25 protein-coding genes are annotated in these 18113 nt (G+C 64.3%); all 25 read left to right on the top strand.

The features are described 5' to 3' along the window. The first annotated feature begins 84 nt into the window (after positions 1-84). Entirely contained in the window at positions 85-369 is a 285-nt protein-coding gene (locus FKM97_RS08095; RefSeq protein WP_144291905.1) for a helix-turn-helix domain-containing protein, read from the top strand. Then, complete coding sequence (locus FKM97_RS08090; RefSeq protein WP_144291904.1) at positions 366-695, top strand: dATP/dGTP diphosphohydrolase domain-containing protein; 330 nt, start codon at positions 366-368, stop codon at positions 693-695. The genes FKM97_RS08095 and FKM97_RS08090 overlap by 4 nt, the downstream gene beginning before the upstream one ends. After that, on the top strand, positions 695-904 hold the full coding sequence (locus FKM97_RS08085) for a hypothetical protein (RefSeq protein WP_144291903.1): 210 nt from the start codon (positions 695-697) through the stop codon (positions 902-904). The genes FKM97_RS08090 and FKM97_RS08085 overlap by 1 nt, the downstream gene beginning before the upstream one ends. Next, positions 901-1116, top strand: coding sequence for a hypothetical protein (locus tag FKM97_RS08080; RefSeq protein WP_144291902.1), 216 nt, complete (start codon positions 901-903; stop codon positions 1114-1116). Before FKM97_RS08085 ends, FKM97_RS08080 begins: the two co-directional genes overlap by 4 nt. Positions 1117-1378: 262 nt before the next feature. After that, the gene (locus FKM97_RS08075; RefSeq protein WP_144291901.1) at positions 1379-2368 is read left to right on the top strand and encodes a DUF7146 domain-containing protein; all 990 of its coding nucleotides are present in this window, start codon (positions 1379-1381) and stop codon (positions 2366-2368) included. Between the two features lie 2 nt (positions 2369-2370). Next, on the top strand, positions 2371-3453 hold the full coding sequence (locus FKM97_RS08070; protein WP_205014814.1) for a hypothetical protein: 1083 nt from the start codon (positions 2371-2373) through the stop codon (positions 3451-3453). Next, positions 3362-4024: a DNA primase family protein gene (locus FKM97_RS08065; RefSeq protein WP_144291899.1), complete on the top strand. Its 663-nt coding sequence runs from the start codon at positions 3362-3364 to the stop codon at positions 4022-4024. Before FKM97_RS08070 ends, FKM97_RS08065 begins: the two co-directional genes overlap by 92 nt. A gap of 148 nt (positions 4025-4172) precedes the next feature. Further along, positions 4173-4886, top strand: coding sequence for a hypothetical protein (locus tag FKM97_RS08060; protein ID WP_144291898.1), 714 nt, complete (start codon positions 4173-4175; stop codon positions 4884-4886). A 106-nt stretch (positions 4887-4992) separates the two neighbouring features. Beyond that, a complete protein-coding gene (locus FKM97_RS08055; protein WP_144291897.1) occupies positions 4993-5724 on the top strand; it encodes a hypothetical protein in 732 nt (243 codons plus the stop codon). A gap of 116 nt (positions 5725-5840) precedes the next feature. Next, positions 5841-6470 (top strand): hypothetical protein, encoded by a 630-nt coding sequence (locus tag FKM97_RS08050; RefSeq protein ID WP_144291896.1) that lies wholly within the window; start codon positions 5841-5843, stop codon positions 6468-6470. Next, complete coding sequence (locus FKM97_RS08045; RefSeq protein WP_144291895.1) at positions 6467-8422, top strand: phage terminase large subunit family protein; 1956 nt, start codon at positions 6467-6469, stop codon at positions 8420-8422. Before FKM97_RS08050 ends, FKM97_RS08045 begins: the two co-directional genes overlap by 4 nt. Next, positions 8419-8661, top strand: a complete 243-nt coding sequence (locus FKM97_RS08040; RefSeq protein WP_144291894.1) for a phage head-tail joining protein — start codon at positions 8419-8421, stop codon at positions 8659-8661. Before FKM97_RS08045 ends, FKM97_RS08040 begins: the two co-directional genes overlap by 4 nt. Continuing rightward, positions 8658-10184, top strand: a complete 1527-nt coding sequence (locus FKM97_RS08035) for a phage portal protein (protein WP_144291893.1) — start codon at positions 8658-8660, stop codon at positions 10182-10184. Before FKM97_RS08040 ends, FKM97_RS08035 begins: the two co-directional genes overlap by 4 nt. A gap of 13 nt (positions 10185-10197) precedes the next feature. After that, positions 10198-11313 (top strand): head maturation protease, ClpP-related, encoded by a 1116-nt coding sequence (locus FKM97_RS08030; RefSeq protein ID WP_170240814.1) that lies wholly within the window; start codon positions 10198-10200, stop codon positions 11311-11313. Between the two features lie 21 nt (positions 11314-11334). Next, positions 11335-11718, top strand: coding sequence for a head decoration protein (locus FKM97_RS08025; RefSeq protein ID WP_144291891.1), 384 nt, complete (start codon positions 11335-11337; stop codon positions 11716-11718). 6 nt (positions 11719-11724) lie between these two features. Continuing rightward, positions 11725-12756, top strand: a complete 1032-nt coding sequence (locus tag FKM97_RS08020; RefSeq protein ID WP_144291890.1) for a major capsid protein — start codon at positions 11725-11727, stop codon at positions 12754-12756. Positions 12757-12768: 12 nt separating this feature from the next. Continuing rightward, positions 12769-13035 carry a hypothetical protein gene (locus FKM97_RS08015; RefSeq protein ID WP_144291889.1) on the top strand — a complete coding sequence of 89 codons (267 nt, stop codon included), beginning with the start codon at positions 12769-12771 and terminating at the stop codon, positions 13033-13035. 69 nt (positions 13036-13104) lie between these two features. Beyond that, positions 13105-13437, top strand: coding sequence for a head-tail joining protein (locus FKM97_RS08010; RefSeq protein ID WP_144291888.1), 333 nt, complete (start codon positions 13105-13107; stop codon positions 13435-13437). After that, a complete protein-coding gene (gene gpU, locus FKM97_RS08005; RefSeq protein ID WP_144291887.1) occupies positions 13434-13847 on the top strand; it encodes a phage tail terminator protein in 414 nt (137 codons plus the stop codon). The genes FKM97_RS08010 and gpU overlap by 4 nt, the downstream gene beginning before the upstream one ends. Positions 13848-13877: 30 nt before the next feature. Next, a complete protein-coding gene (locus FKM97_RS08000; RefSeq protein WP_144291886.1) occupies positions 13878-14336 on the top strand; it encodes a hypothetical protein in 459 nt (152 codons plus the stop codon). Then, positions 14336-14641 carry a hypothetical protein gene (locus FKM97_RS07995; protein ID WP_144291885.1) on the top strand — a complete coding sequence of 102 codons (306 nt, stop codon included), beginning with the start codon at positions 14336-14338 and terminating at the stop codon, positions 14639-14641. The genes FKM97_RS08000 and FKM97_RS07995 overlap by 1 nt, the downstream gene beginning before the upstream one ends. Further along, positions 14638-14874: a hypothetical protein gene (locus FKM97_RS07990; RefSeq protein ID WP_144291884.1), complete on the top strand. Its 237-nt coding sequence runs from the start codon at positions 14638-14640 to the stop codon at positions 14872-14874. The genes FKM97_RS07995 and FKM97_RS07990 overlap by 4 nt, the downstream gene beginning before the upstream one ends. After that, a complete protein-coding gene (locus FKM97_RS07985) occupies positions 14871-16877 on the top strand; it encodes a phage tail tape measure protein (protein WP_144291883.1) in 2007 nt (668 codons plus the stop codon). Before FKM97_RS07990 ends, FKM97_RS07985 begins: the two co-directional genes overlap by 4 nt. After that, positions 16877-17518 carry a hypothetical protein gene (locus FKM97_RS07980; protein WP_144291882.1) on the top strand — a complete coding sequence of 214 codons (642 nt, stop codon included), beginning with the start codon at positions 16877-16879 and terminating at the stop codon, positions 17516-17518. Before FKM97_RS07985 ends, FKM97_RS07980 begins: the two co-directional genes overlap by 1 nt. Next, a complete protein-coding gene (locus FKM97_RS07975; RefSeq protein WP_144291881.1) occupies positions 17518-18111 on the top strand; it encodes a hypothetical protein in 594 nt (197 codons plus the stop codon). Before FKM97_RS07980 ends, FKM97_RS07975 begins: the two co-directional genes overlap by 1 nt. The last annotated feature ends 2 nt before the right edge of the window (positions 18112-18113 follow it).

Here is an 18113-nt window from a genome sequence, read left to right as displayed (position 1 = left end):
AACAATTTGGTAGCACTCCTACAACAAATTGTCTCAACAAAAAATATTGTTGAAACTCACTGATAAATTGGTAGTAGTGGAGGAATGAAGAACGCTGCTTTGGAACGTGCCGTTAACTTGGTGGGGGGACAGAGCCGATTAGCGAAACTGATCGGCACGACTCAATCCCGGATTTGGTACTGGCTCACCCGAGCCAAGCGAGGGGTGCCGGGAGAATATGTCTTGCTCGTCGAACGCGCGACGGCTGGAGCTATCAAGCGTTCAGAACTGCGGCCCGATCTCTATCCCCCGCACTCGTCAGGAGCATTGCCGTCCACTCAGAAGCAGCAGTGTGACAACGACCCTGAAGGCATCGAGGTGCTCCCATGAAATCCTTGGTCTCACAGCCAATCATCGAACCGTCTCCAGAAGGGCGGTTCAAGGCGCGATATGATCTTCTGCCTCCGGATGCGCTCGAGGCTGTTGCATTGGCCGGCACCATCGGCGGCAATCTCTATGGCGATCGAGACTGGGAGCGGGGAGGGCATTGGGGCTTTCACTTCGCGGCCCTGATGCGCCATGCATGGGCCTTCTGGCGCGGTGAGGATCGTGATCCCGCCAGTGGTCTGCCGCACATGGCCCATGTGGCTTGGCGTGCCTTGGCGCTGACAGCCTATTTTCTCCGTGGTGCCGGCACCGACGATCGGAGGCCGTGATGCTGCAGAAGACGCCGGTGGAGTGTCCGCCCCAGGACTTCGTGTCCGCTGGAAAGCTCGTGGCCTTCGACCGTCCGGATGATCGCGGAAGCGAACAGGGTGCGGTGCTGGTTTGGCTGATTGCGTGCAAGGACCGAACGGTCCGCGTGCCGCTGACCCGCTCTGCGGCGATCGCCACGATCAAGGCTTTGGTGGAGGCGTTGGCATGAGCGGCACATTTGGCCGGATCGTGACGGTCGATCCCTCCTCGCTCGAGGCGAGGGAGGTGGGCATCGGCGCAGCGCTGATGCGGGAGAGCGGGTTGAGCGAGGCGGAGATCGCTGCTCTCCTGAGGCGCCCCTGGGATGAAATCGCGGCAGCCCTGCACCTTGCCAACATGGTGACGTGGGATCCTGCCTCCGTCTCTCGGAGGTATGCCTGATGTCTCAGTCCAACCGCCAGTCTCTACAGGGACCCGACGCAACGCTGAGGAGCGATCCGAGTGATCCTCCGTTCCGTTGCGATCATCCCGGTTGCAGCGCCTGGGCCACGTTCGGCGAAGGCTGGTCTGGCCGTCGATCCATCCGTGGCCGCTGGTGGTGCGGCCCGCATTATCGTGAGCTGCAGGTCCAGCGGGCAGAAGCGGCACAGAAATCGTCCTCCTCGGTGGATCGCGTCCCTAAACAGCTGATGCTGGGACAATTATGAGTGGCCGCGTCGATGTAGATGCGCTGAAGGCCAGGGTGGATCTCGTCGCCCTCGTGGCGCGGGACACCAAACTCAAGCGCCGCGGGCAGGAGTATTGGGGCTGCTGTCCTTTGCCTAACCATTCGGAACGCACCGCCTCGTTCCATGTGATCCCCACTAAGGGCCTGTTTAAATGCTTCGGCTGCGGGGCAGGGGGCGATGCCATCGCTTATCTCGAGCGGACGCGAGGGCTGTCTTTCGTCGCGGCGGTGGAACAGTTGGCTCAGTTCGCGGGCATTTATCCTGGCGAGATGTCGCGTCCCGATCCGATCGTCGAACAACGCCGACGCGAGGCCGAGGCACGAAAAGATGCGGCTGAGCGGCGTGAGCTGTCCTCCAAGATCGATACCGCGGCGCGGATCTGGCGCGAGTGCCGATCTCCCCAGGGCACGCCCGTCGAGGCCTATCTTCGCGCTCGCGGCATTACCGGCCCCTTGCCAGCCTCGTTGCGCTATCACCCGTATCTGCGCCACAAGCCATCCGGCTTGAGCTTCCCCGCTATGGTGGGCGTGATGCAGGTGGGGCGGCATTTCAGCGGCGTGCACCGCACCTATCTCACGGCTGACGGCAGCGACAAGATCGCGTCAAGTTCAGCCAAGATGATGCTTGGCCGGGCTGGGGGGGCGGCCGTGCGCCTGGCGCCGCCGGGCTCTCACCTCTATCTCGCCGAGGGCATCGAGACCGCACTTTCGGTGCGCGATAGCCTGAATGCCGGCGCTGTGGTTTGGGCAGGGCTGAGCCTGGGCAATCTCGCACAGGTGGTGCTGCCGCAGGAGATCCTCTGCGTCACCCTCTGCGCCGACAATGACCAGAGCGATTGGCGCAGCGCACGCAACGCCGTTCAGGCGGCCGCCGACGCCATCGGGGCGAGTGGCCGAGATGTGCGCGTGGCCTGGCCGCCGCGTGGCATGGATTTCAACGATCTTTTGGGGAAGGGGGCGGCGTGAGCGTGAGCGATGTCAGAGGCTCGCTGGAGCAAGCCCGCAAAATTGCCGGGCCGGTGACACTCTATGCGGCGATCCTCAGCCGATGTGCGGGCGAACCGCAAAACGACACGGGCAATGGTCAACGGCTGATCTCCTGGTTTGGCGACGATCTCCTTCACGTGCGCGATGTCGGCTGGCATTCCTGGATCGGCAGCCACTGGGAAGTGAAGGGCGGCGCTGAGGATATCGTCCGCCGGGCTCAGGAGACGGCCGAGCGCATCGGCCACGAAGTCGATTTCATCGCTGCCTCTCCTGGCGAGGCGGCGCTGATCGATGCGGCCGTCCCGTTGCGGCGAAAGCCTGAGCAGGATCGGACGCCGGAGGACAATGAGGCGATCGCCAAGGCGGACCAGGCGCTCGAGGAGGTCGCCGGCCGGAAGGTGGGGCGACGGCGTTTTGCGGTTTCGTCAGGCAATGATGCTCGGATCCGGGGCATGATCAGCCAGGCTCTGCCGCACAAGACGGTGGCGCCCGAGGATCTCGATCCCGATTCCATCAAGTTCAACGTGATGAACGGCACGCTGCGGTTCCGCAAGGTCGAGGACCTGGAGAACCCGGACTGTGACGAGCCGCGCTGGGATATGGCGGTCGACCATCTGGAGCCCGATCGCGAGGACCTCATCACCAAGGTGGCGCCCGTCCGCTACGACCCTGAAGCTCGATGTCCCAAATGGCTGGAGTTCCTCGATCGCTTTCAGCCCAATCTGGAGGTGCGAAGCTTCCTGCAAGTTTATTCCGGTTATGCGCTGACCGGTCTGACGGGGGAGCAGGTGCTGGTCTTCAACTACGGCACCGGTGCCAATGGCAAGAGCACCTATATCGAGGCGCTCAGCCGGCTGATGGGTGCGTATGCCCAGTCACTCAATCCTGAGGCGGTGACGGGCGTGGGGCAGCGACGGGGCGACCAGGCAACGCCGGAGCTCGCGCGCTTGACCGGCGCGCGCATGGTGCGGGGTGTCGGAGCTGCCGCGCGGGGAGCCGTTGCGGGAAGCGCTCATCAAGGCGCTGACTGGAGGGGAGCCGACGCAGGTACGGCACCTGCATAAAGGCTTCTTCGACATGTATCCAACCTTCAAGGCGATGATGTCGGGGAACGACTTGCCCCAGGTGGGCGGTGTCGACCACGGAATCTGGCGACGATTGCGACTGATCCCCTGGTCGGTGACGATCTCGGATGCCGAGAAGCGGCCCATGGAGCAGGTTCTGGCCGAGTTCGAGGCCGAGCGCTCCGGCATCCTCAACTGGCTGATCGAGGGCTTGCGCCGCTACATGTCGGAGGGCTTGCGAGCACCGCCCGAAGTCTTGGCCGCAACCCTTGCCTATCGCGAGGAGATGGACCCTGTCGGCGGCTTCATCACCGACTGTGTCGAGCGATCACCGCTCGTTGCCAATGAAAGCGTGACGGCCCGGGAGATGTACGAGGCGTTCGTCTCCTGGTGTCATGCCAATGCGGTGAGACCATGGAAGGAGGCGACCTTCGGACGGGTGATGCCGCAGAAGGGCTTCCTCAAGACGTCGGAGCGCATCCGCCGCTACCTCGATGTGCGGCTGCACGATGTGCCGGCGCGGAATGAGGGCCGTGCGCCCGAGCCGCCGCATCCGGCCGATGATGCTTGATGCTGCGAGGGTTGCGAGGCTTTGCGAGGGATTGGATAAACCCTCGCGCGGCTGAAAATCGTTTCGCACGAGTGACTTAAAGGATCTCTGCGAGGGTTGCGAGGGTTTCGCGCGCGTCACGCATGAGAGAGTCTTAGAGGAGGGATAGATGGAAAGTTCCTATACACACACGAGAGAAAAACCCTCGCAAGTCTCGCAAGAGACTTGTAACGATCTGAATTCAAAAGAAAAAAGTGCTGCGAGGGTTGATCCGAAACCCTCGCATGACCCTCGCAACCCTCGCAAGGCGGATCTGCGGCGGGAAACCGATGCCTGGTCATTGCTGGTGTGGGCCTACAAGGACGAGTGCGTACGGGCGGCGGCCGGCGGTACCGAGGATTGGTCGCTGCGGCATGAGAGGTCCTCCCTGTGCATGGCGGAGCGTCGCGGCGGCCTGATCAATGGCTGGCTGCAGGTGCACGAGGACGCGGTTGCCGTCGATGCCTGGGTTCGGAACCTGCCCCGCAACGATTACTGGCTGATCGTGGATCATGCGGAGAAGGGCGAGATGCCAAGCCGAGTGGTCAAACTGCCGCCGTTGAAGTGCCGACCCGTGATGCGGCAGACGAGTGCCGGGCCGAAGCCGAAGATGCTGAGGCACCCGCGTACACATGAGCCCTACATCTGCCTCATTGAGTTTGTCGGCTATTCCGTCGAGGAGATCAGCAAGGCGCATGCAGAAGCCGATGCGAGGGTCGATCGTCTCGGGGACTGCCTCATCGCCCTTCACGACCGTATGGTTGAGAAGGGCCAACCGCTTGTGAAGTGGCTTATCCGCGAGCCTTGGGCAGGATTTTTGCCGAAGCAGAAGAAGGCTGCTTGACAATTCCCGAAAAAAACTTGACATTACCCCTAACGATGGGCGCTAAGCGCGTCCGAAATGAACCCCTCCGGGAAACCGCGAGGGGTTTTGTGTTTCCGGGGGCCGCATGAGCGTCGTTGATCCGACGGCCACGCTGGCTGACCTCGCCAAGATCGAGAAGAATATCCGCTTCGGCGTGGCGCGAGGCCTGACGCAGACCGCGCAGCAGGCGCAGAAGGATCTGGTCACCTCTGCATCGTCTGTCTTTGATCGACCGACGCGGGCGACGCTGAACGGGTTCTACATCCAGCCGGCCATGCGGGATCGCCTCGAGGCCGAGGTGGGGATCAAGGACGAGCTCGCAGGATTTGCCAAGGGAACACCGGCCTCGAAGTTCCTGGCGCCCCAGGTGTTTGGCGGCGGGCGTCGTCAGAAGCGCTCCGAGCGGGCGCTGTCGTCCATCGGCTTGATGGGGAACAAGGGCTTCCTCGTTCCGGGCTCGGGCATGAAGCTCAACGCTCACGGGAACATTCCCGGCAGCACCATGATCCGCATCCTCAGCGACCTGAAAGCGGCCGAGACCGTCGCCGGCTATGCCATGAACCGGACGGCGGCATCGGTGAAGCGGAACAAGAACTATCGGCGCGAGCGCTACTTCGTGCCCAAGGCGGGAAGCGCACTCACTCCTGGTGTCTACCGCAGGCGGGGAAGGAAGATCGCACCCGTCCTGATCTTCGTAGCCGAAGTGAGTTACACGCCGCGCTTTGACTTCTTCGGGATCGTCGCCCGCTCGGTTGGCCTGCACGGCTCGCGCCTGATCCAGGCCTCGATCGAGCAGGCCCTGGCGACGATGCGATGACGGGGCCCCTGGGAAGTGCGGCGCCCGCGGGTAATTCGGGCGGCGAGTGTTCGACAGTCTGACGGCTTTTCCGAAGCCTAAACATTCGACTTTACCCCCTAAACACGAGGCCAACGTTGAGCGTGAGCGAAGCCGATGACCCTGGCGTCGTCTCAAAGGGCGAGCTTGCGCGCCTTTTGAGGGTGACGCCGGGGCGCGTGTCGCAATGGCTTGCCGAGGGCAAGATCCACGGGCCGGCGATCGTTGGCCTGGGCCGCAATGCGCGCATCGATCTCGAGGCTGCCAAGTCGCAGCTCAGGCTCAGCCTCGATGTCGGCCAGCGCTTCGGCAACGGCGCGGAGACGGATCTCAGGCCCGGGATCGCCGCAGCACCCGCACCGGCGCCGTTGGCCGATCCGGTCGAGGACCGCCTTCGCCGCGAGAAGCTGCGCGAGATCGAGTTCCGCAATCGCGCGGCTGCCGAGCAGGAGCTAGCACGGCGCGGCGCTTACGTACGCGCTGACCAGAGCAAGGCCGCCATGGGGAGTGCTCTGCGCGAGATGCTGACGGTCTTCGAGGGCGCGCTCACCGACCTCGCATCCGCCATCGCCGCCAGGTTCGAGATCCCGCAGCGAGACGTGCTGCATCTGATGAAGACCGAGTTCCGACCCGTCCGCCAGCGCGCCGCAGAGGCGGCCGCCGTCAGGTCCGGGGAACTGCCGAACATCGTTCCAGACCTGCAGGAAGACGGGGAGGGGGTGCCATGACGATCCACATCACCAATGCCCAGCGCCTCGCGATGGAGGCGCTCGCCGAAGTGCTCTCTCCGCCTCCGCCTGTCGACTATCTGGCCTGGGCGGAGGCGAACATCGTCTTCTCCGAGCGGGAGAGCCCGTTTCCCGGGCCCTATAACCGGACCCTCTTTCCCTATTTTGATGAGGTGCTGCGCGCGCTCGGACCTGAAGATCCCTGCCGCTTCGTGACGATGATGAAGTCGGCCCAGCTCGGCGGCACGGTGCTCGGCAACATCTTCACCGGCGGCTCGCTCGCCATGGACCCGGGCGACATCCTCTACGTCCATCCGACTGAGGACAATGCGCGGCGCTGGTCGAAGATGAAGCTCTCGCCCATGCTGAAGGGCACGCCGGCCCTGTGCGATCTGTTCCCGCAGAAGTCCCGCGATGGCAGCGACTCGGTCATGTACAAGGAGCGGCGCGACGGCCGCGGTGCGATCCAAATCTCGGGCGCCAACTCCCCGGCAAGCCTGAGCCAGGTGACCATGCGTCGCCAGGTGCAGGACGACCTGGCGAAGTGGGAGATGAACGCCGCCGGCGATCCCGAGGTGCAGGCCGACAGCCGCTCGCGCAGCCATGAGTTCGCGAAGATCCTGAAGGTCTCGACGCCGCTCGTGCAGCCCGGCTGCCGCATCACCCGGAGTTTTGACGCCGGGAGCCAGGAGTATCCATACGTTCCCTGTCCGCACTGCGAGCACATGCAGGTGCTGGAATGGGAGAACATGCTGCAACATCTCGACGAGGCGCGGCCTGAGAATGCCTGCTTCGTCTGTGTCGAATGCGGCGGCGTCATCGAGGAGCATCACCGCCGGTCCATGCTGAAGGGGCTCGAGTGGCGCGCCCAGAACCCGCTAGCTAAGCGGGAACATCGCTCCTTCTATCTCTGGTCGGCCTATTCCTATTTGCAGTCCTGGGAGCGGATCGCCCGGGAGTGGCTAAAGGCCAAGGGTGACCCTGCCTCCGAGCAGAGCTTCCTCAACGATACGGTAGGCCTGGCCTACAAGGCGCAAGGTGAATCGGTTCCGTGGGAGGAGATCCGCGACCGCGCATCGGTCTCCGTCTATGCCAGGGGCACGATCCCTGTCGGCGCCTTGCTGCTGACCATCGGCGTCGACTGCCAGGCTGACCGCGTCGAGTGGCAGGTGATCGGATGGGGCCGCGACTTCCGGCGCCATGTCATCGAGTATGGGGTGTTCCCCGGTCACGTGACCGATGCGGGCTGCCAGGAGAAGCTGACCGGCCTCGTCTCGCAGAGCTGGCGCAACGCCGCGGGCCGCGACATCTCGGCGGATATGATCGCCATCGACGGCAATGCCTGGACCGAGGACGTGTGGAGCTGGGTCCGCAAGCACCCGTCCTCGAAGGTGATCATGGTGCGCGGTGTCGCGAACGAGACGGCGCCGCGCATTCAGCGGGTCAAGAAGGAGCGCACCCGCGACGGCCGGCTCCTTAAATACTCCCGTCGCTTCTTCAACTTCGGCACCAGTGTCATGAAGATGTCCTTGTATCGCGACCTCGGCAAGCAGGACCCCGAGATGCGGGGCTACGTCGGCTTCCCGAAGGGCCTGGATGACGAGTATTTCCGGCAGCTCACGGCTGAGCATCGCAAGCCGGTCAAGAACAAGGCCGGCTTCACCGTCTATCAATGGGTGAAGGACCCGAACCAGGCGAACGAAGGCCTCGACACCATGCTGCAGGCGGAGGCCGCGGCCACCAAGCTCGGGGTGCGCAGCATGCCGGATGCGGTCTGGGACCGGCTGGAGGCCGAGCGCGAGGCGCCGCTGGAGGAGCAGCAGCTGGACTTTGAGGAGATGCCGCTCACGGCTGCGGCACCGCCTCCGGCCGTCGTGGCGCCAATCCTGACCAGGGAGCGGCCGCCCATGGTCTCGCCGCGCGTCGCCAGGTCCTCGGCAGTAGGTCGATGACGGACTTGGAAAAGGCGGCCCGCATCTCCTGGCTTAAAAGCCGGATCGGTGGGCTCGACAGTGCGATCGCACAAGGAGCGCTCTCCGTCCGCTTCGGCGACCGCCAGGTGACTTACATGTCTTTGGACGATCTGATGCGGGCACGCTCCACCTATCGCCGCGAGCTGCAGACGCTTGAGACAGGCTGCGCGCCGGCCAAGGCATCGCAGTTCCGCTTCGCCACCTCGAAGGGCCTATGATGCGCACCGCCAATGTCCGCTTCAAGGTCAAGGGCACCGATAGCTATGTCGAACCGGTGGCAATACAGCCTCAGGTCAAGATGACGGCGCTCATGTCCACCTATGAGGGGGCGAGCCAGGCGCCGCGGCTGGCGCGGTGGATGGCACCGCAGGCCGGGCCCAATGCGCTGGCGACCGCAGGCCTTGCCACCCTGCGCGACCGCTCGCGCGACATGGCGCGCAACAACGGGACGGCCGATGCAGCCCTCGAGGCCGTGGTCTCGAGCGTCATCGGCACCGGGATCGTCCCCCAGTTCCAGACCCCGGATGCCGAGCTCAACAAGGCGATGGGTCAGGCCTTTCTGGAATGGACGGATGAGGCCGATGCCGATGGCCGCCTCGACTTCTATGGGCTACAGGCGGCCGCGGTGCGCTCCATGGCGGAGGCGGGCGACATCTTCACGCGGCTGCGGGTGCGGCGGCTGGAAGATGGATTGTCGGTTCCGTTGCAGCTGCAGATGATCGAGAGCGAGTTCTGCCCCGAGATCAAGTCAGAGGCGCTGCGCAACGGCAACACGGTGCGCGCCGGCGTCGAGTTCAACAGGCTCGGCCAGCGCGTCGCCTATCATCTCTATCGCGAGCATCCGCACGACTTCCGGATGGGCGCACTGACGACGCTGCTGGAAACGGTGGCGGTGCCGGCAAGCGAAGTCGTGCATATGGCCGCCGTCCGTCGCCCCGGCATGATCCGCGGCGAGCCCTGGCTCACCCGGGCCATGGTCAAGCTGCACGACCTCGACAAGTATGACGATGCCCAGCTCACCCGCCAGCAGGTGGCAGCCCTGTTCGCGGGGTTCGTGACCGAGGAGATGCCAGAGGACTTCGTCGAAGAGCCGGGTGTTCTTGGCCAGCAGATCGAAAACGGGGTGGCGCCGCTGGAGCCCGGCACCATGCAGGTGCTCGGCAAGGGCCGGAAGGTCGAGTTCAACGAGCCGCCGGACCCGGGCAATGCCTATCTCGAGTTCATGCGCCTGCAGCAGCGCATTATCTCGGCTTCGGTCGGCATTCTCTATGAGCAGCTGACCGGCGATTACAGCCAGGTCAATGACAGGACCTTCCGGGCTTCGGTCAACGAGTTCCGCAGGCGGTGCGCCATGTGGCAGCACCATCTGGTGGTGTTCCAGTTCTGCCGCCCGATCCTGCGGCGGTGGGTGGATCTGGCGATCCTCGCAGGCCGCATCCGCCTGCCGGCAGGGATTACCTCCGGCGCCGTCGCCCGGGCAAAATGGGTGCCGCAGGGCTGGGCCTACATCAATCCGGTGCAGGACGTGCAGGCCCGCACGGCGGAGGTGCGCGCCGGCTTCCGGTCCCGGCGGGAAGTCGTCTCCGAGCAGGGCTACGACGTCGAGCAAATCGACGAGGAAATCGCCTCCGACAACGAGCGAACCGATCGGCTCGGCATCGTGCTCGACAGCGATTCGCGAACGGGCGGTGCAGATGAGACCGAAGAGCCGCAAGACCCGGACAATCCGGACAAGCGCTGAGGACGCAATCGACATGGATATCCTGGTGGGCGGCGAGCTGTATCTCTACGGCGCCGTAGGCGAGAGTTTTTGGGAAGAGGGATTTACCTCCATGGAGGTGGTCCGTGCCCTGGCCGAGGTCGGCCGGAACACGGACGTCACCGTGCATCTGAACAGCGGCGGCGGCAACGCCTTCGAGGGCCAGGGGATCTACAACGCGCTGCGGGCGCATGCCGGCATCGTGACAGTCATCGTCGAGGGGATAGCCGGATCGGCCGCCTCGATCATCACCATGGGCGGCTCCAAGGTCGTCATGCGTCGAGGCTCGACCATGATGATCCATGATCCCTCGACGATCGTGCGGGGCACGGCTGCCGCTCTCGAGAGGACGGTCAAGGCGCTGAACACGGTCGCCGACGGCATGGCCGACATCTATGCCGCCAAGACCGGCAAACCCGCCAAGACGATCCGCGACGACATGCGCGCCGAGATCTGGCTGACGGCGGATGAGGCGGTCGCCGAAAGTTATGCGGACAGCGTGGACGAGACCGAGGCCGAGGAGCCGACCGCCTTCGACTACCGGATCTATCAACACACGCCGGAGCCGATCACGGCTCTGTCGGATGCCCGCGGCTGGTCACAGTCCGCAACCGCGAAGGCGGCTCCCACCGCGCCACCCGGTAATGAAAGGAAACCCAAAATGACCGCACAGACCACGGCGGAACCGAAGCCCGCGGAGACGACGAATCCTGCCCCTGTCGACATCGCCGCGGTGACGGCCGCCAAGAATGCCGCCGCCGCCGAGATCGCGGAGATCTGCATCGCCGCCGGAGTACCGGCAATGGCCTCGGTGCTGATCAAGGAAGGGGTGAGCACGGCGGAAGCCCGCACCCGTGCCGATGGCGCCAAGCAGATCCGCGCTGCGGTCGAGGACGCCCGAAAGAGCCATCCGGCGATCGAGGCGTCCCTGGCAGACGAGTTCATTCAGCAGGGGGTCTCGCTCGATCAGGTTCGCTCACAGCTCTTCCAGAAGATGGTGGCGAGCCAGCAGGCCACGGCGGTGAACACCTGGCACCAGCCTGCATCCAAGGATGTGCCCCGGGTCGACCTGGTGGCCGACATGAAGCGCCGCCTCGGCATCACGGCCTAAGCCGGCATCAAGGAGAACCCTATGACCATTACCCATCGTTCCTACAAGGTCGCCACCGACGTCGTGAAGATGGAGGCGCCGAACAGCTATTCTCGCGACAGCAGGTCTGTTCTGGCGTCCGGCGTTGCGGCTTGCGAGGTGGGCACCGTGCTCGGCCGCGTGACGGCGACACGCAAATACAAGCCGCTGGACACCGCCGCCTCGGACGGCACGCAAACGGCCGCCGGTATCCTGCTGGAGAAGACGCCAGCGCTCACCGCCGATCGCACCGTGGTGATCTTGCGGCGCCATGCGCAGGTCGTCGACCAGAGCCTCATCTGGCCGGCCGGCATCTCGGCCTCCAACAAAACCGCCGCCCTCGACGTGCTCGATTCGCGGGGCATAACCCTTGAGACCGGAGTGTAACGCTTCATGACGCCTCTTGATCTTCTGAACGCCCCCGACTTCGCTGATCCCCGGCTCACCGAAGTCATCAACGTGCCGCCCTATGTGACGGGTAGGCCGGCACAACTCGGCATTTTCCGGGACACGCCGATCCCGCTCACCTACGTCAAGATCGCCGTGATCGATGGCGATATTACCATCATCCCGGCACGCGAGCGGGGCGGGCCGTCCAACAAGAATATGCGGGGAGGCGTCGGCGATACGCTGGTGTCGATCCCGCACTTCCCTCTGGACGATGCCATTACCCCGGCGGATCTGCAGAACCTGACCGTTTACGGCACGAATTACGTGATGCAGACGCTGGCCGGCGTCATCAACGAGAAGCTGCTCACCATCCGGGCCAAGCATGATGCCACGCATAATCACCTCGACTGGGGCGCGCTCAAAGGCGTGATCCTGGATGCCGAGGGCAAGGAGCTAGTCGATCTCTACGACCTCTTCGACCTGACGCAGGACAGCGTCAACTTCGAGCTCGCCACGACCACGACCGATGTCGCGGCGAAGAACCGGGCGGTGAAGGAGAAAATCCGCAAGCAGCTGCGGGGCGCACCCTCGACCGGCGTTCGTGTCTTTGCCGGGGCGGAGTTCTTCGATGCCTATGTCGGCCATGCCAAGGTGCTCGAGGCCCTCAAGGCCTATCCCGGTGCGACGCCGAACCCGGCGCGTGAGGACATCCAGGACACCTTCACCTTCGCCGGCCTGACGCTGGAGCGCATCGACGAGGAGTTCCAGTTCCGCAAGCCCGACAACACCTTCGAGGTGCAGACGGCGGTCGAGTCGGACGAGGCGATCGCGGTGCCCATGGGCACGCCCTATTTCAAGCGCTACATCGCGCCGCCGGATACCATCATGGATGCCAACCAGGCGCCCAATCCGGCGAACAAGGTCTTCGTCTCGACCCATGACCTGCCCCACGGCAAGGGTCGCGACGTGCACACCGAATCCAACGTGCTGCCGATCTGCCTGCGCCCGCAGGTCATGATCAAGCTCACCATGTGATGGAGGAAACCCATGCAAGTCAGGATGAAGAGACGGTTCGAGTTCGTCGATGAGCAGACGGGTCGGACCAATCGCGTGCCGGCCGGATGGGCCGGGGACCTTCCCGACGACGTCGTCAAGCTCGCCCGCAAGGCTGGTGCACTGGAGGGTGCGGCCGTCGAGGAGGTCGATCTCGACGGCATGACCAAGGCCGAGCTGGAAGAGGAGGCGGAGCGCCGGGGTGTGGACCTCATCGGTGCCGGGACGAAGGCCGAGATCCTTGCGAGGCTGAAAGCCTGAGAGCGGGTCACACCTTGCTCAGTTGCGAATGGGCGCCTTCTGGGCGCCTTTCGCAAGTCTGGAGGAAGAATGTTCGACTTCGGCATCGTCAATCAGATCGTCACCGAGACCTTCGGAGAAGCCGTGACGATTCGCAGCCAGGGTCTGCATGAGGACCGCGTGATCAAGGCGATCTTCGATTCCCGGCATTATGTGATTGTCGACGGCGAGGCTGGCGGTTCCGACCTCATGACGTCGATCACCATCACGTCGGAAGACGCGTCCGGGATCACGGCCGACGATGTCGTCGTTGCACGGCAGACGCTCTATTCGATCCTCGATATCAGGCCGCTGGGCGAGGGCATGTCGATGATCCTTCTTGGGCGATACTCCGGCCCTCTCGCGGCGGAGGTGCTGCCATGACCCATCGCAGGCAGGAGATCCGCGCGGCCGTGGTCGAGATCCTGAAGGCGGCCGTGCCACATGGCTGCGCAGTGGTGCGCACCCGCACCCGGCCGACGCAGGCGAACGAGCTGCCGACGGTGCTGGTCTATATGATCCGAGAAACATCTGAGACATCCACCTTGCGTGGCAGGCTGGATCGCACGGCCTCGCTGTTGATTGAGATCCGGTGCGCGGCCACGGTGGACCTGGACGATCGGATCGATGCCCTCTGTGAGATCGTCGAAGGCGCGATGGCAGCCGTCGGCAGCTTCGGCAGGCTTGCCCTGCACTCGTTTCTCGCCTCCACCAATATCGGGCTGGATGGCGAGGGCGAGAGCCGGCAGGGCGTCGCCATCCTCGAATATAGCGTGACCTACCGCACACCCTGATCCCCATTTCGCATCCCATGGAGACTATTCATGAGTGAAACCACTTCGGCCGGCACGAAGATTTCGATTGGCACCACGGCCGATGCGCATGCGTCCGACACCTACATCCAGATCGGCGAGGTCACCAATCTCGGCGAGTTCGGTCGCACCTATCAGGAGATCACGCACGAGCCGCTCGCCAGCCGGGACGTCAAGAAGCACAAGGGCACGCGCAATGACGGAAGCCTGGCGATCCAGCTGGCCAGGGTGATCGACGATGCCGGCCAGGAGGCGGTCGAGGACGCCCTTGACACTGACTACGACTATAACTTCAAGATCGAGCTGAACGATGCCCCCGAAGGCGGCATGCCGACGCTGATCTATGTGAAGGCCAAGGTCATGTCCTTCGTCGACAATATCGGCGGGCCCAACCAGGTCGTCGGTGGCACCATCACTCTGGGCATCAAGACCGGGTCGAAGGTCATCGTGCCTGCCGCCGAGGAAGCCTGATGGACACCGTCGAAATCACCCTCGCGGACGAGGTTCTCGTCCTGCGCCCGACGCTCGAGGCGGCGATGCTGGTGGACAGCAGGTTCGGAGGCTACTCGGCCGCTTTCCAAAGCCTGCTGGGGCACAGCCTCGATGCCATGGTGGGGATCGTCGCCGCGGGGTCGGGCAAGTCCATCAACACTGCCTTGCGCGAGAAGGTCTACGCCAAGGGTGTGCGTAACCTGGTGGCGCCGCTCAGCCAGTATCTGACCCTTCTCCTCAATGGCGGCCGCAGGCCGGAGGACGAGACGGCCGAGGGAAAATGATCACCCATGCCGAGCATCATCACTGGCTGCTCGAGATCGGCATGGGATGGCTGGGCTGGACCGAGCAGCAAACGTTGAACACCACGATGTCGTCGATCATCACCGCCTATCGCGGTCGGATCGACCTGCTGAAGACCCTGCTAGGTCAGTCGTCTGACAAGACGCAACCGCAGGGGCGCATGAAGCCTGCCACGGCGGCCAATGTTCTCGCCGTTTTCCGGAGACTGGGATGAACGTCACACCGCTGCGCGTCCCGATCGTTGCGGACTCCTCCCAGCTCGGACCCGGCTTCGATCTCGCCCGCAACAAGGTGCGGATGTTTACGCGCGAGGCCGAGATCGAGTCGCGTAAGTTCACCAGCATCATGACGAAGAGCACCTCCGAGGTGCTCGGTTCGGTGGGCAGGCTGGGCCCCGGGCTTGCCGCCGGTCTTGCCGGCTTCGCGGGTGGCTTCCTCGCCGGCGGCGCCATCGCGGCGGCGACCGAGGGCCTGTCGGTTCTGCAGAACTCGATCGTGGAGCTGAGCCAGACGGCGGCCGATGCCAAGATGGCGGGGATCGGTGTCGAGGCGTTTCAGGCGCTGCAGTTTGCAGCGGTGCAGTCCAAGGTCGGGGTCGACGCCCTGACCGATGGGCTCAAGGAGCTGCAGCTGCGCGCGGACGAGTTCATCGTTACCGGCAAGGGACCGGCAGCGGAAGCCTTCGGCCGGATCGGCATGACGCCGAAGGAGATCAAGGAGCGCCTGAAGGATCCGGCGGAGTTCCTGACCGAGATCATGCGGCGGATCCATGATCTCGATAAGGCGGCGCAGATCCGCATCCTCGACGAGCTGCTCGGGGGAATGGCCGGCGAGCAGTTCATCCGCTTCCTTGGCCGTGGCCGGGACGGCCTGGCCGACCTGCAGGATGAAGCCAGGGCGACGGGGCAGATCCTCAGTAAGGACATCTTCGATGAGGCCGAGAAGATCAATGCCGAGTTCGCCGCCTGGGCGGCGACCCTCGATCTGCAAGTCAAGCGCGCAGCCGTGGGTATTTTGAGCACTTTGCGCGAGATCTATTCCGACGCCTCCGGCGCAACCGATCCGGAGGATGCCGGCAACCGCATGATTGCGCTGGTCGCGGAAGAGCGGATGTGGACCGAGCAGCTGGCGGATGCCAGGGCTACGGCGGCGGCCACTGGCATGGACGTCGACCGGCAGCGGGCTCGGATCATCGAGGACCGGATCAAGGCGATCCAGGAGGAGCAGCGCCTCATCCAGGAGACGGGCTGGGCTCAGAACGAGAAGACATTGCCGCAGCCGCATTCGTCGCAGGGCGGACGGCAGCGGTACAGCTTCTCCGGGATAGACCCGGCGGCGCAGAAGCAATTCGAGCGTGAGGCAGCGGCGGCCGCTAAGACTGCAGAGGATGCCGCGAAGAAGGCGGCGGAGGCCTATCAGCGCCAGGCCGACCGCATCAATGACGTCTTCTCGTCCTTGCAGTTCGAGCGCGAGCAGCTGGGGCGTACGGCCCAGGAACAAGAGCTGTATAACCGGCTGAAGGCGGCAGGTACCGATCTCACCACTCAGGCTGGGCGGCAGATCCGGGACGAGGTCGACCTGCTCTATGCGCGCAAGGCGGCGGTCGAGGCTGATGCCAAGGCCCTGGAGCAGTCGAAGGAAGCGCAGGCAGCCTTCAACGATTCCATGAAGGATCTTTCGTTTGCCGGCGTAGAGGCATTCGCCGATCTTGCGACTGGAGCGAGGGAGTTCACCGACGTCCTCGACGACCTGGGGGCGATGCTGTTGAAGGCCTCGCTCCAGGCGGCATTCCTGGGGGAGGGACCGCTTGCCGGGCTGTTCGGGTCTGCAAAGAGCGGCGGCATCCTCGGCACGCTGTTCCCGAGTGCCAAGGGCAATGTGATCAGCCACGGCCGGATCGTCCCCTTCGCCAAGGGCGGCGTGATCAGCAGTCCGATCATGTTCCCGATGCAGGGCGGTGCGGGAATTGCGGGCGAGAAGGGGGCGGAAGGGATCTTCCCCATCAAGCGCATGAGCAATGGTGATCTGGGGATCCAGGGCAGCATGGGCGGCAGCCAGGCGATCAACGTCACCTTCGCGCCGATGATCGACGCGCGCGGCGCCGAGGCCGGCGTCGAGGCCCGGATCATGAAGCAGCTCAGGCAGCAACAGGCGGACCTGACCCGCAACCTGCCAGCCATGGTCAAGGACGCGCAGTCTCGATCGAGATTGTTCTGATGGCGATCACCGCGCTTCCCGATGTGGACTATGTCGCGCCCCGTAAATTCGACCTCCGCCGAACGGTGCTGGCGACACCGTTCCGGGGTGGTGGCGCGCAAGTGATCGAGACGGGACCGTCGCGCTGGATGGCGAGCTTCACGACGCAGACCCTGGACCTGATCGCGTTCGGCCGCTTCCAGGCCTGGCTTGACGATCGCCGTGGTGGCCTCGAGCCGTTCCTGGGTCATGATCCGCATCGCCCCCTGCCGGGTGAGTATATCGACAGCGGGCTGCCAGCCCTGACCTCGGCCGGCAATCCCTTTGCCGGGACCGGGGCGGTGACGCAGCTCACCGCGACGACGATCCGGCTGGTCGGCCTGCCGGCGAACTTCCAGTTCAGGGCAGGCGATTATGTCGGCCTGGTAGAGGAGGAACGTCGCGGCCTGTTCCGGGTGGCGGCGGACCTGACGGGAGCCAGCAACGGGATTGCCACCGTGAACATCCAGCCGAACGTGCCGCTGAACCTGTTCTCAACGGCCGCGACTTACAAACTGACCAAGGCGGCCTGTCTGATGCTCATCGATCCGACCTCGATCGCCGAGGAGACGATCGGCCGTCGCGCCTCGATCAGCTTCGATGCCATCCAGAGGGTTGCCTGATGCGGACGATCGATGCGCCGACGTTGGCGACGATCGAGGCCGGTGCCATCGCCGAGCGCGACATGATCCTGTTCGACTTCCCCTCCGGCTTCCATGGGTTCTGGACCGGGGACGGGGTCTTCACCTGGAATGGACTGACCTTCAACGGCACCGGCTCGCTCCTCAGCGTGGCCTCGATCGAGGAACGCGACGATCTCGGCTCCGTGGCCCTGGAGGTGCGGCTGCGGGCGCTGCCCGAGGCCGGGCTGACCGGCGATGTCCTCGCCGAGATCGAGAGCGAGGCGTATCACCAGCGGCCTGTGACGATCTACAAGGCCTTCTTCCATCCGCTGACTGCAGCCCTCCTGTCGGTCAGCGTGCGCTATCGCGGCACCCTTGACCAGATCGAGCATGATGAGGCGGCCGATGGCGAATACACCCTCATCGGCCGGATCGAGTGCCGCTCCCGCGATCATACCCGCACGGGCTACCGGCTACGATCGGATGCCGATCAGAGGCTGATCGATCCCGATGATGGTGGCCTTCGGTATGCCATCGGAGCGTCCCGCCAACAGGTTTATTGGGGCGCCGAGAGGCCAAAGAAAATTGAGTAGTC

The sequence above is a fragment of the Rhodoligotrophos appendicifer genome, from assembly GCF_007474605.1.
Classification (GTDB): domain Bacteria; phylum Pseudomonadota; class Alphaproteobacteria; order Rhizobiales; family Im1; genus Rhodoligotrophos; species Rhodoligotrophos appendicifer.
This window is presented reverse-complemented; position numbering and strand designations above follow the sequence as displayed.

Coding starts and splice junctions, on each gene's coding strand:
- FKM97_RS08060 (WP_144291898.1), top strand. CDS start 4,173: ATGGAAAGTTCCTATACACACACGAGAGAAAAACCCTCGCAAGTCTCG.
- FKM97_RS08020 (WP_144291890.1), top strand. CDS start 11,725: ATGACGCCTCTTGATCTTCTGAACGCCCCCGACTTCGCTGATCCCCGG.
- FKM97_RS08055 (WP_144291897.1), top strand. CDS start 4,993: ATGAGCGTCGTTGATCCGACGGCCACGCTGGCTGACCTCGCCAAGATC.
- FKM97_RS08045 (WP_144291895.1), top strand. CDS start 6,467: ATGACGATCCACATCACCAATGCCCAGCGCCTCGCGATGGAGGCGCTC.
- FKM97_RS07980 (WP_144291882.1), top strand. CDS start 16,877: ATGGCGATCACCGCGCTTCCCGATGTGGACTATGTCGCGCCCCGTAAA.
- FKM97_RS08080 (WP_144291902.1), top strand. CDS start 901: ATGAGCGGCACATTTGGCCGGATCGTGACGGTCGATCCCTCCTCGCTC.
- FKM97_RS07975 (WP_144291881.1), top strand. CDS start 17,518: ATGCGGACGATCGATGCGCCGACGTTGGCGACGATCGAGGCCGGTGCC.
- FKM97_RS08085 (WP_144291903.1), top strand. CDS start 695: ATGCTGCAGAAGACGCCGGTGGAGTGTCCGCCCCAGGACTTCGTGTCC.
- FKM97_RS08040 (WP_144291894.1), top strand. CDS start 8,419: ATGACGGACTTGGAAAAGGCGGCCCGCATCTCCTGGCTTAAAAGCCGG.
- FKM97_RS08075 (WP_144291901.1), top strand. CDS start 1,379: ATGAGTGGCCGCGTCGATGTAGATGCGCTGAAGGCCAGGGTGGATCTC.
- FKM97_RS08010 (WP_144291888.1), top strand. CDS start 13,105: ATGTTCGACTTCGGCATCGTCAATCAGATCGTCACCGAGACCTTCGGA.
- FKM97_RS08025 (WP_144291891.1), top strand. CDS start 11,335: ATGACCATTACCCATCGTTCCTACAAGGTCGCCACCGACGTCGTGAAG.
- FKM97_RS07985 (WP_144291883.1), top strand. CDS start 14,871: ATGAACGTCACACCGCTGCGCGTCCCGATCGTTGCGGACTCCTCCCAG.
- FKM97_RS08090 (WP_144291904.1), top strand. CDS start 366: ATGAAATCCTTGGTCTCACAGCCAATCATCGAACCGTCTCCAGAAGGG.
- FKM97_RS07995 (WP_144291885.1), top strand. CDS start 14,336: ATGGACACCGTCGAAATCACCCTCGCGGACGAGGTTCTCGTCCTGCGC.
- FKM97_RS08015 (WP_144291889.1), top strand. CDS start 12,769: ATGCAAGTCAGGATGAAGAGACGGTTCGAGTTCGTCGATGAGCAGACG.
- gpU (WP_144291887.1), top strand. CDS start 13,434: ATGACCCATCGCAGGCAGGAGATCCGCGCGGCCGTGGTCGAGATCCTG.
- FKM97_RS08030 (WP_170240814.1), top strand. CDS start 10,198: ATGGATATCCTGGTGGGCGGCGAGCTGTATCTCTACGGCGCCGTAGGC.
- FKM97_RS08000 (WP_144291886.1), top strand. CDS start 13,878: ATGAGTGAAACCACTTCGGCCGGCACGAAGATTTCGATTGGCACCACG.
- FKM97_RS08095 (WP_144291905.1), top strand. CDS start 85: ATGAAGAACGCTGCTTTGGAACGTGCCGTTAACTTGGTGGGGGGACAG.
- FKM97_RS08035 (WP_144291893.1), top strand. CDS start 8,658: ATGATGCGCACCGCCAATGTCCGCTTCAAGGTCAAGGGCACCGATAGC.
- FKM97_RS07990 (WP_144291884.1), top strand. CDS start 14,638: ATGATCACCCATGCCGAGCATCATCACTGGCTGCTCGAGATCGGCATG.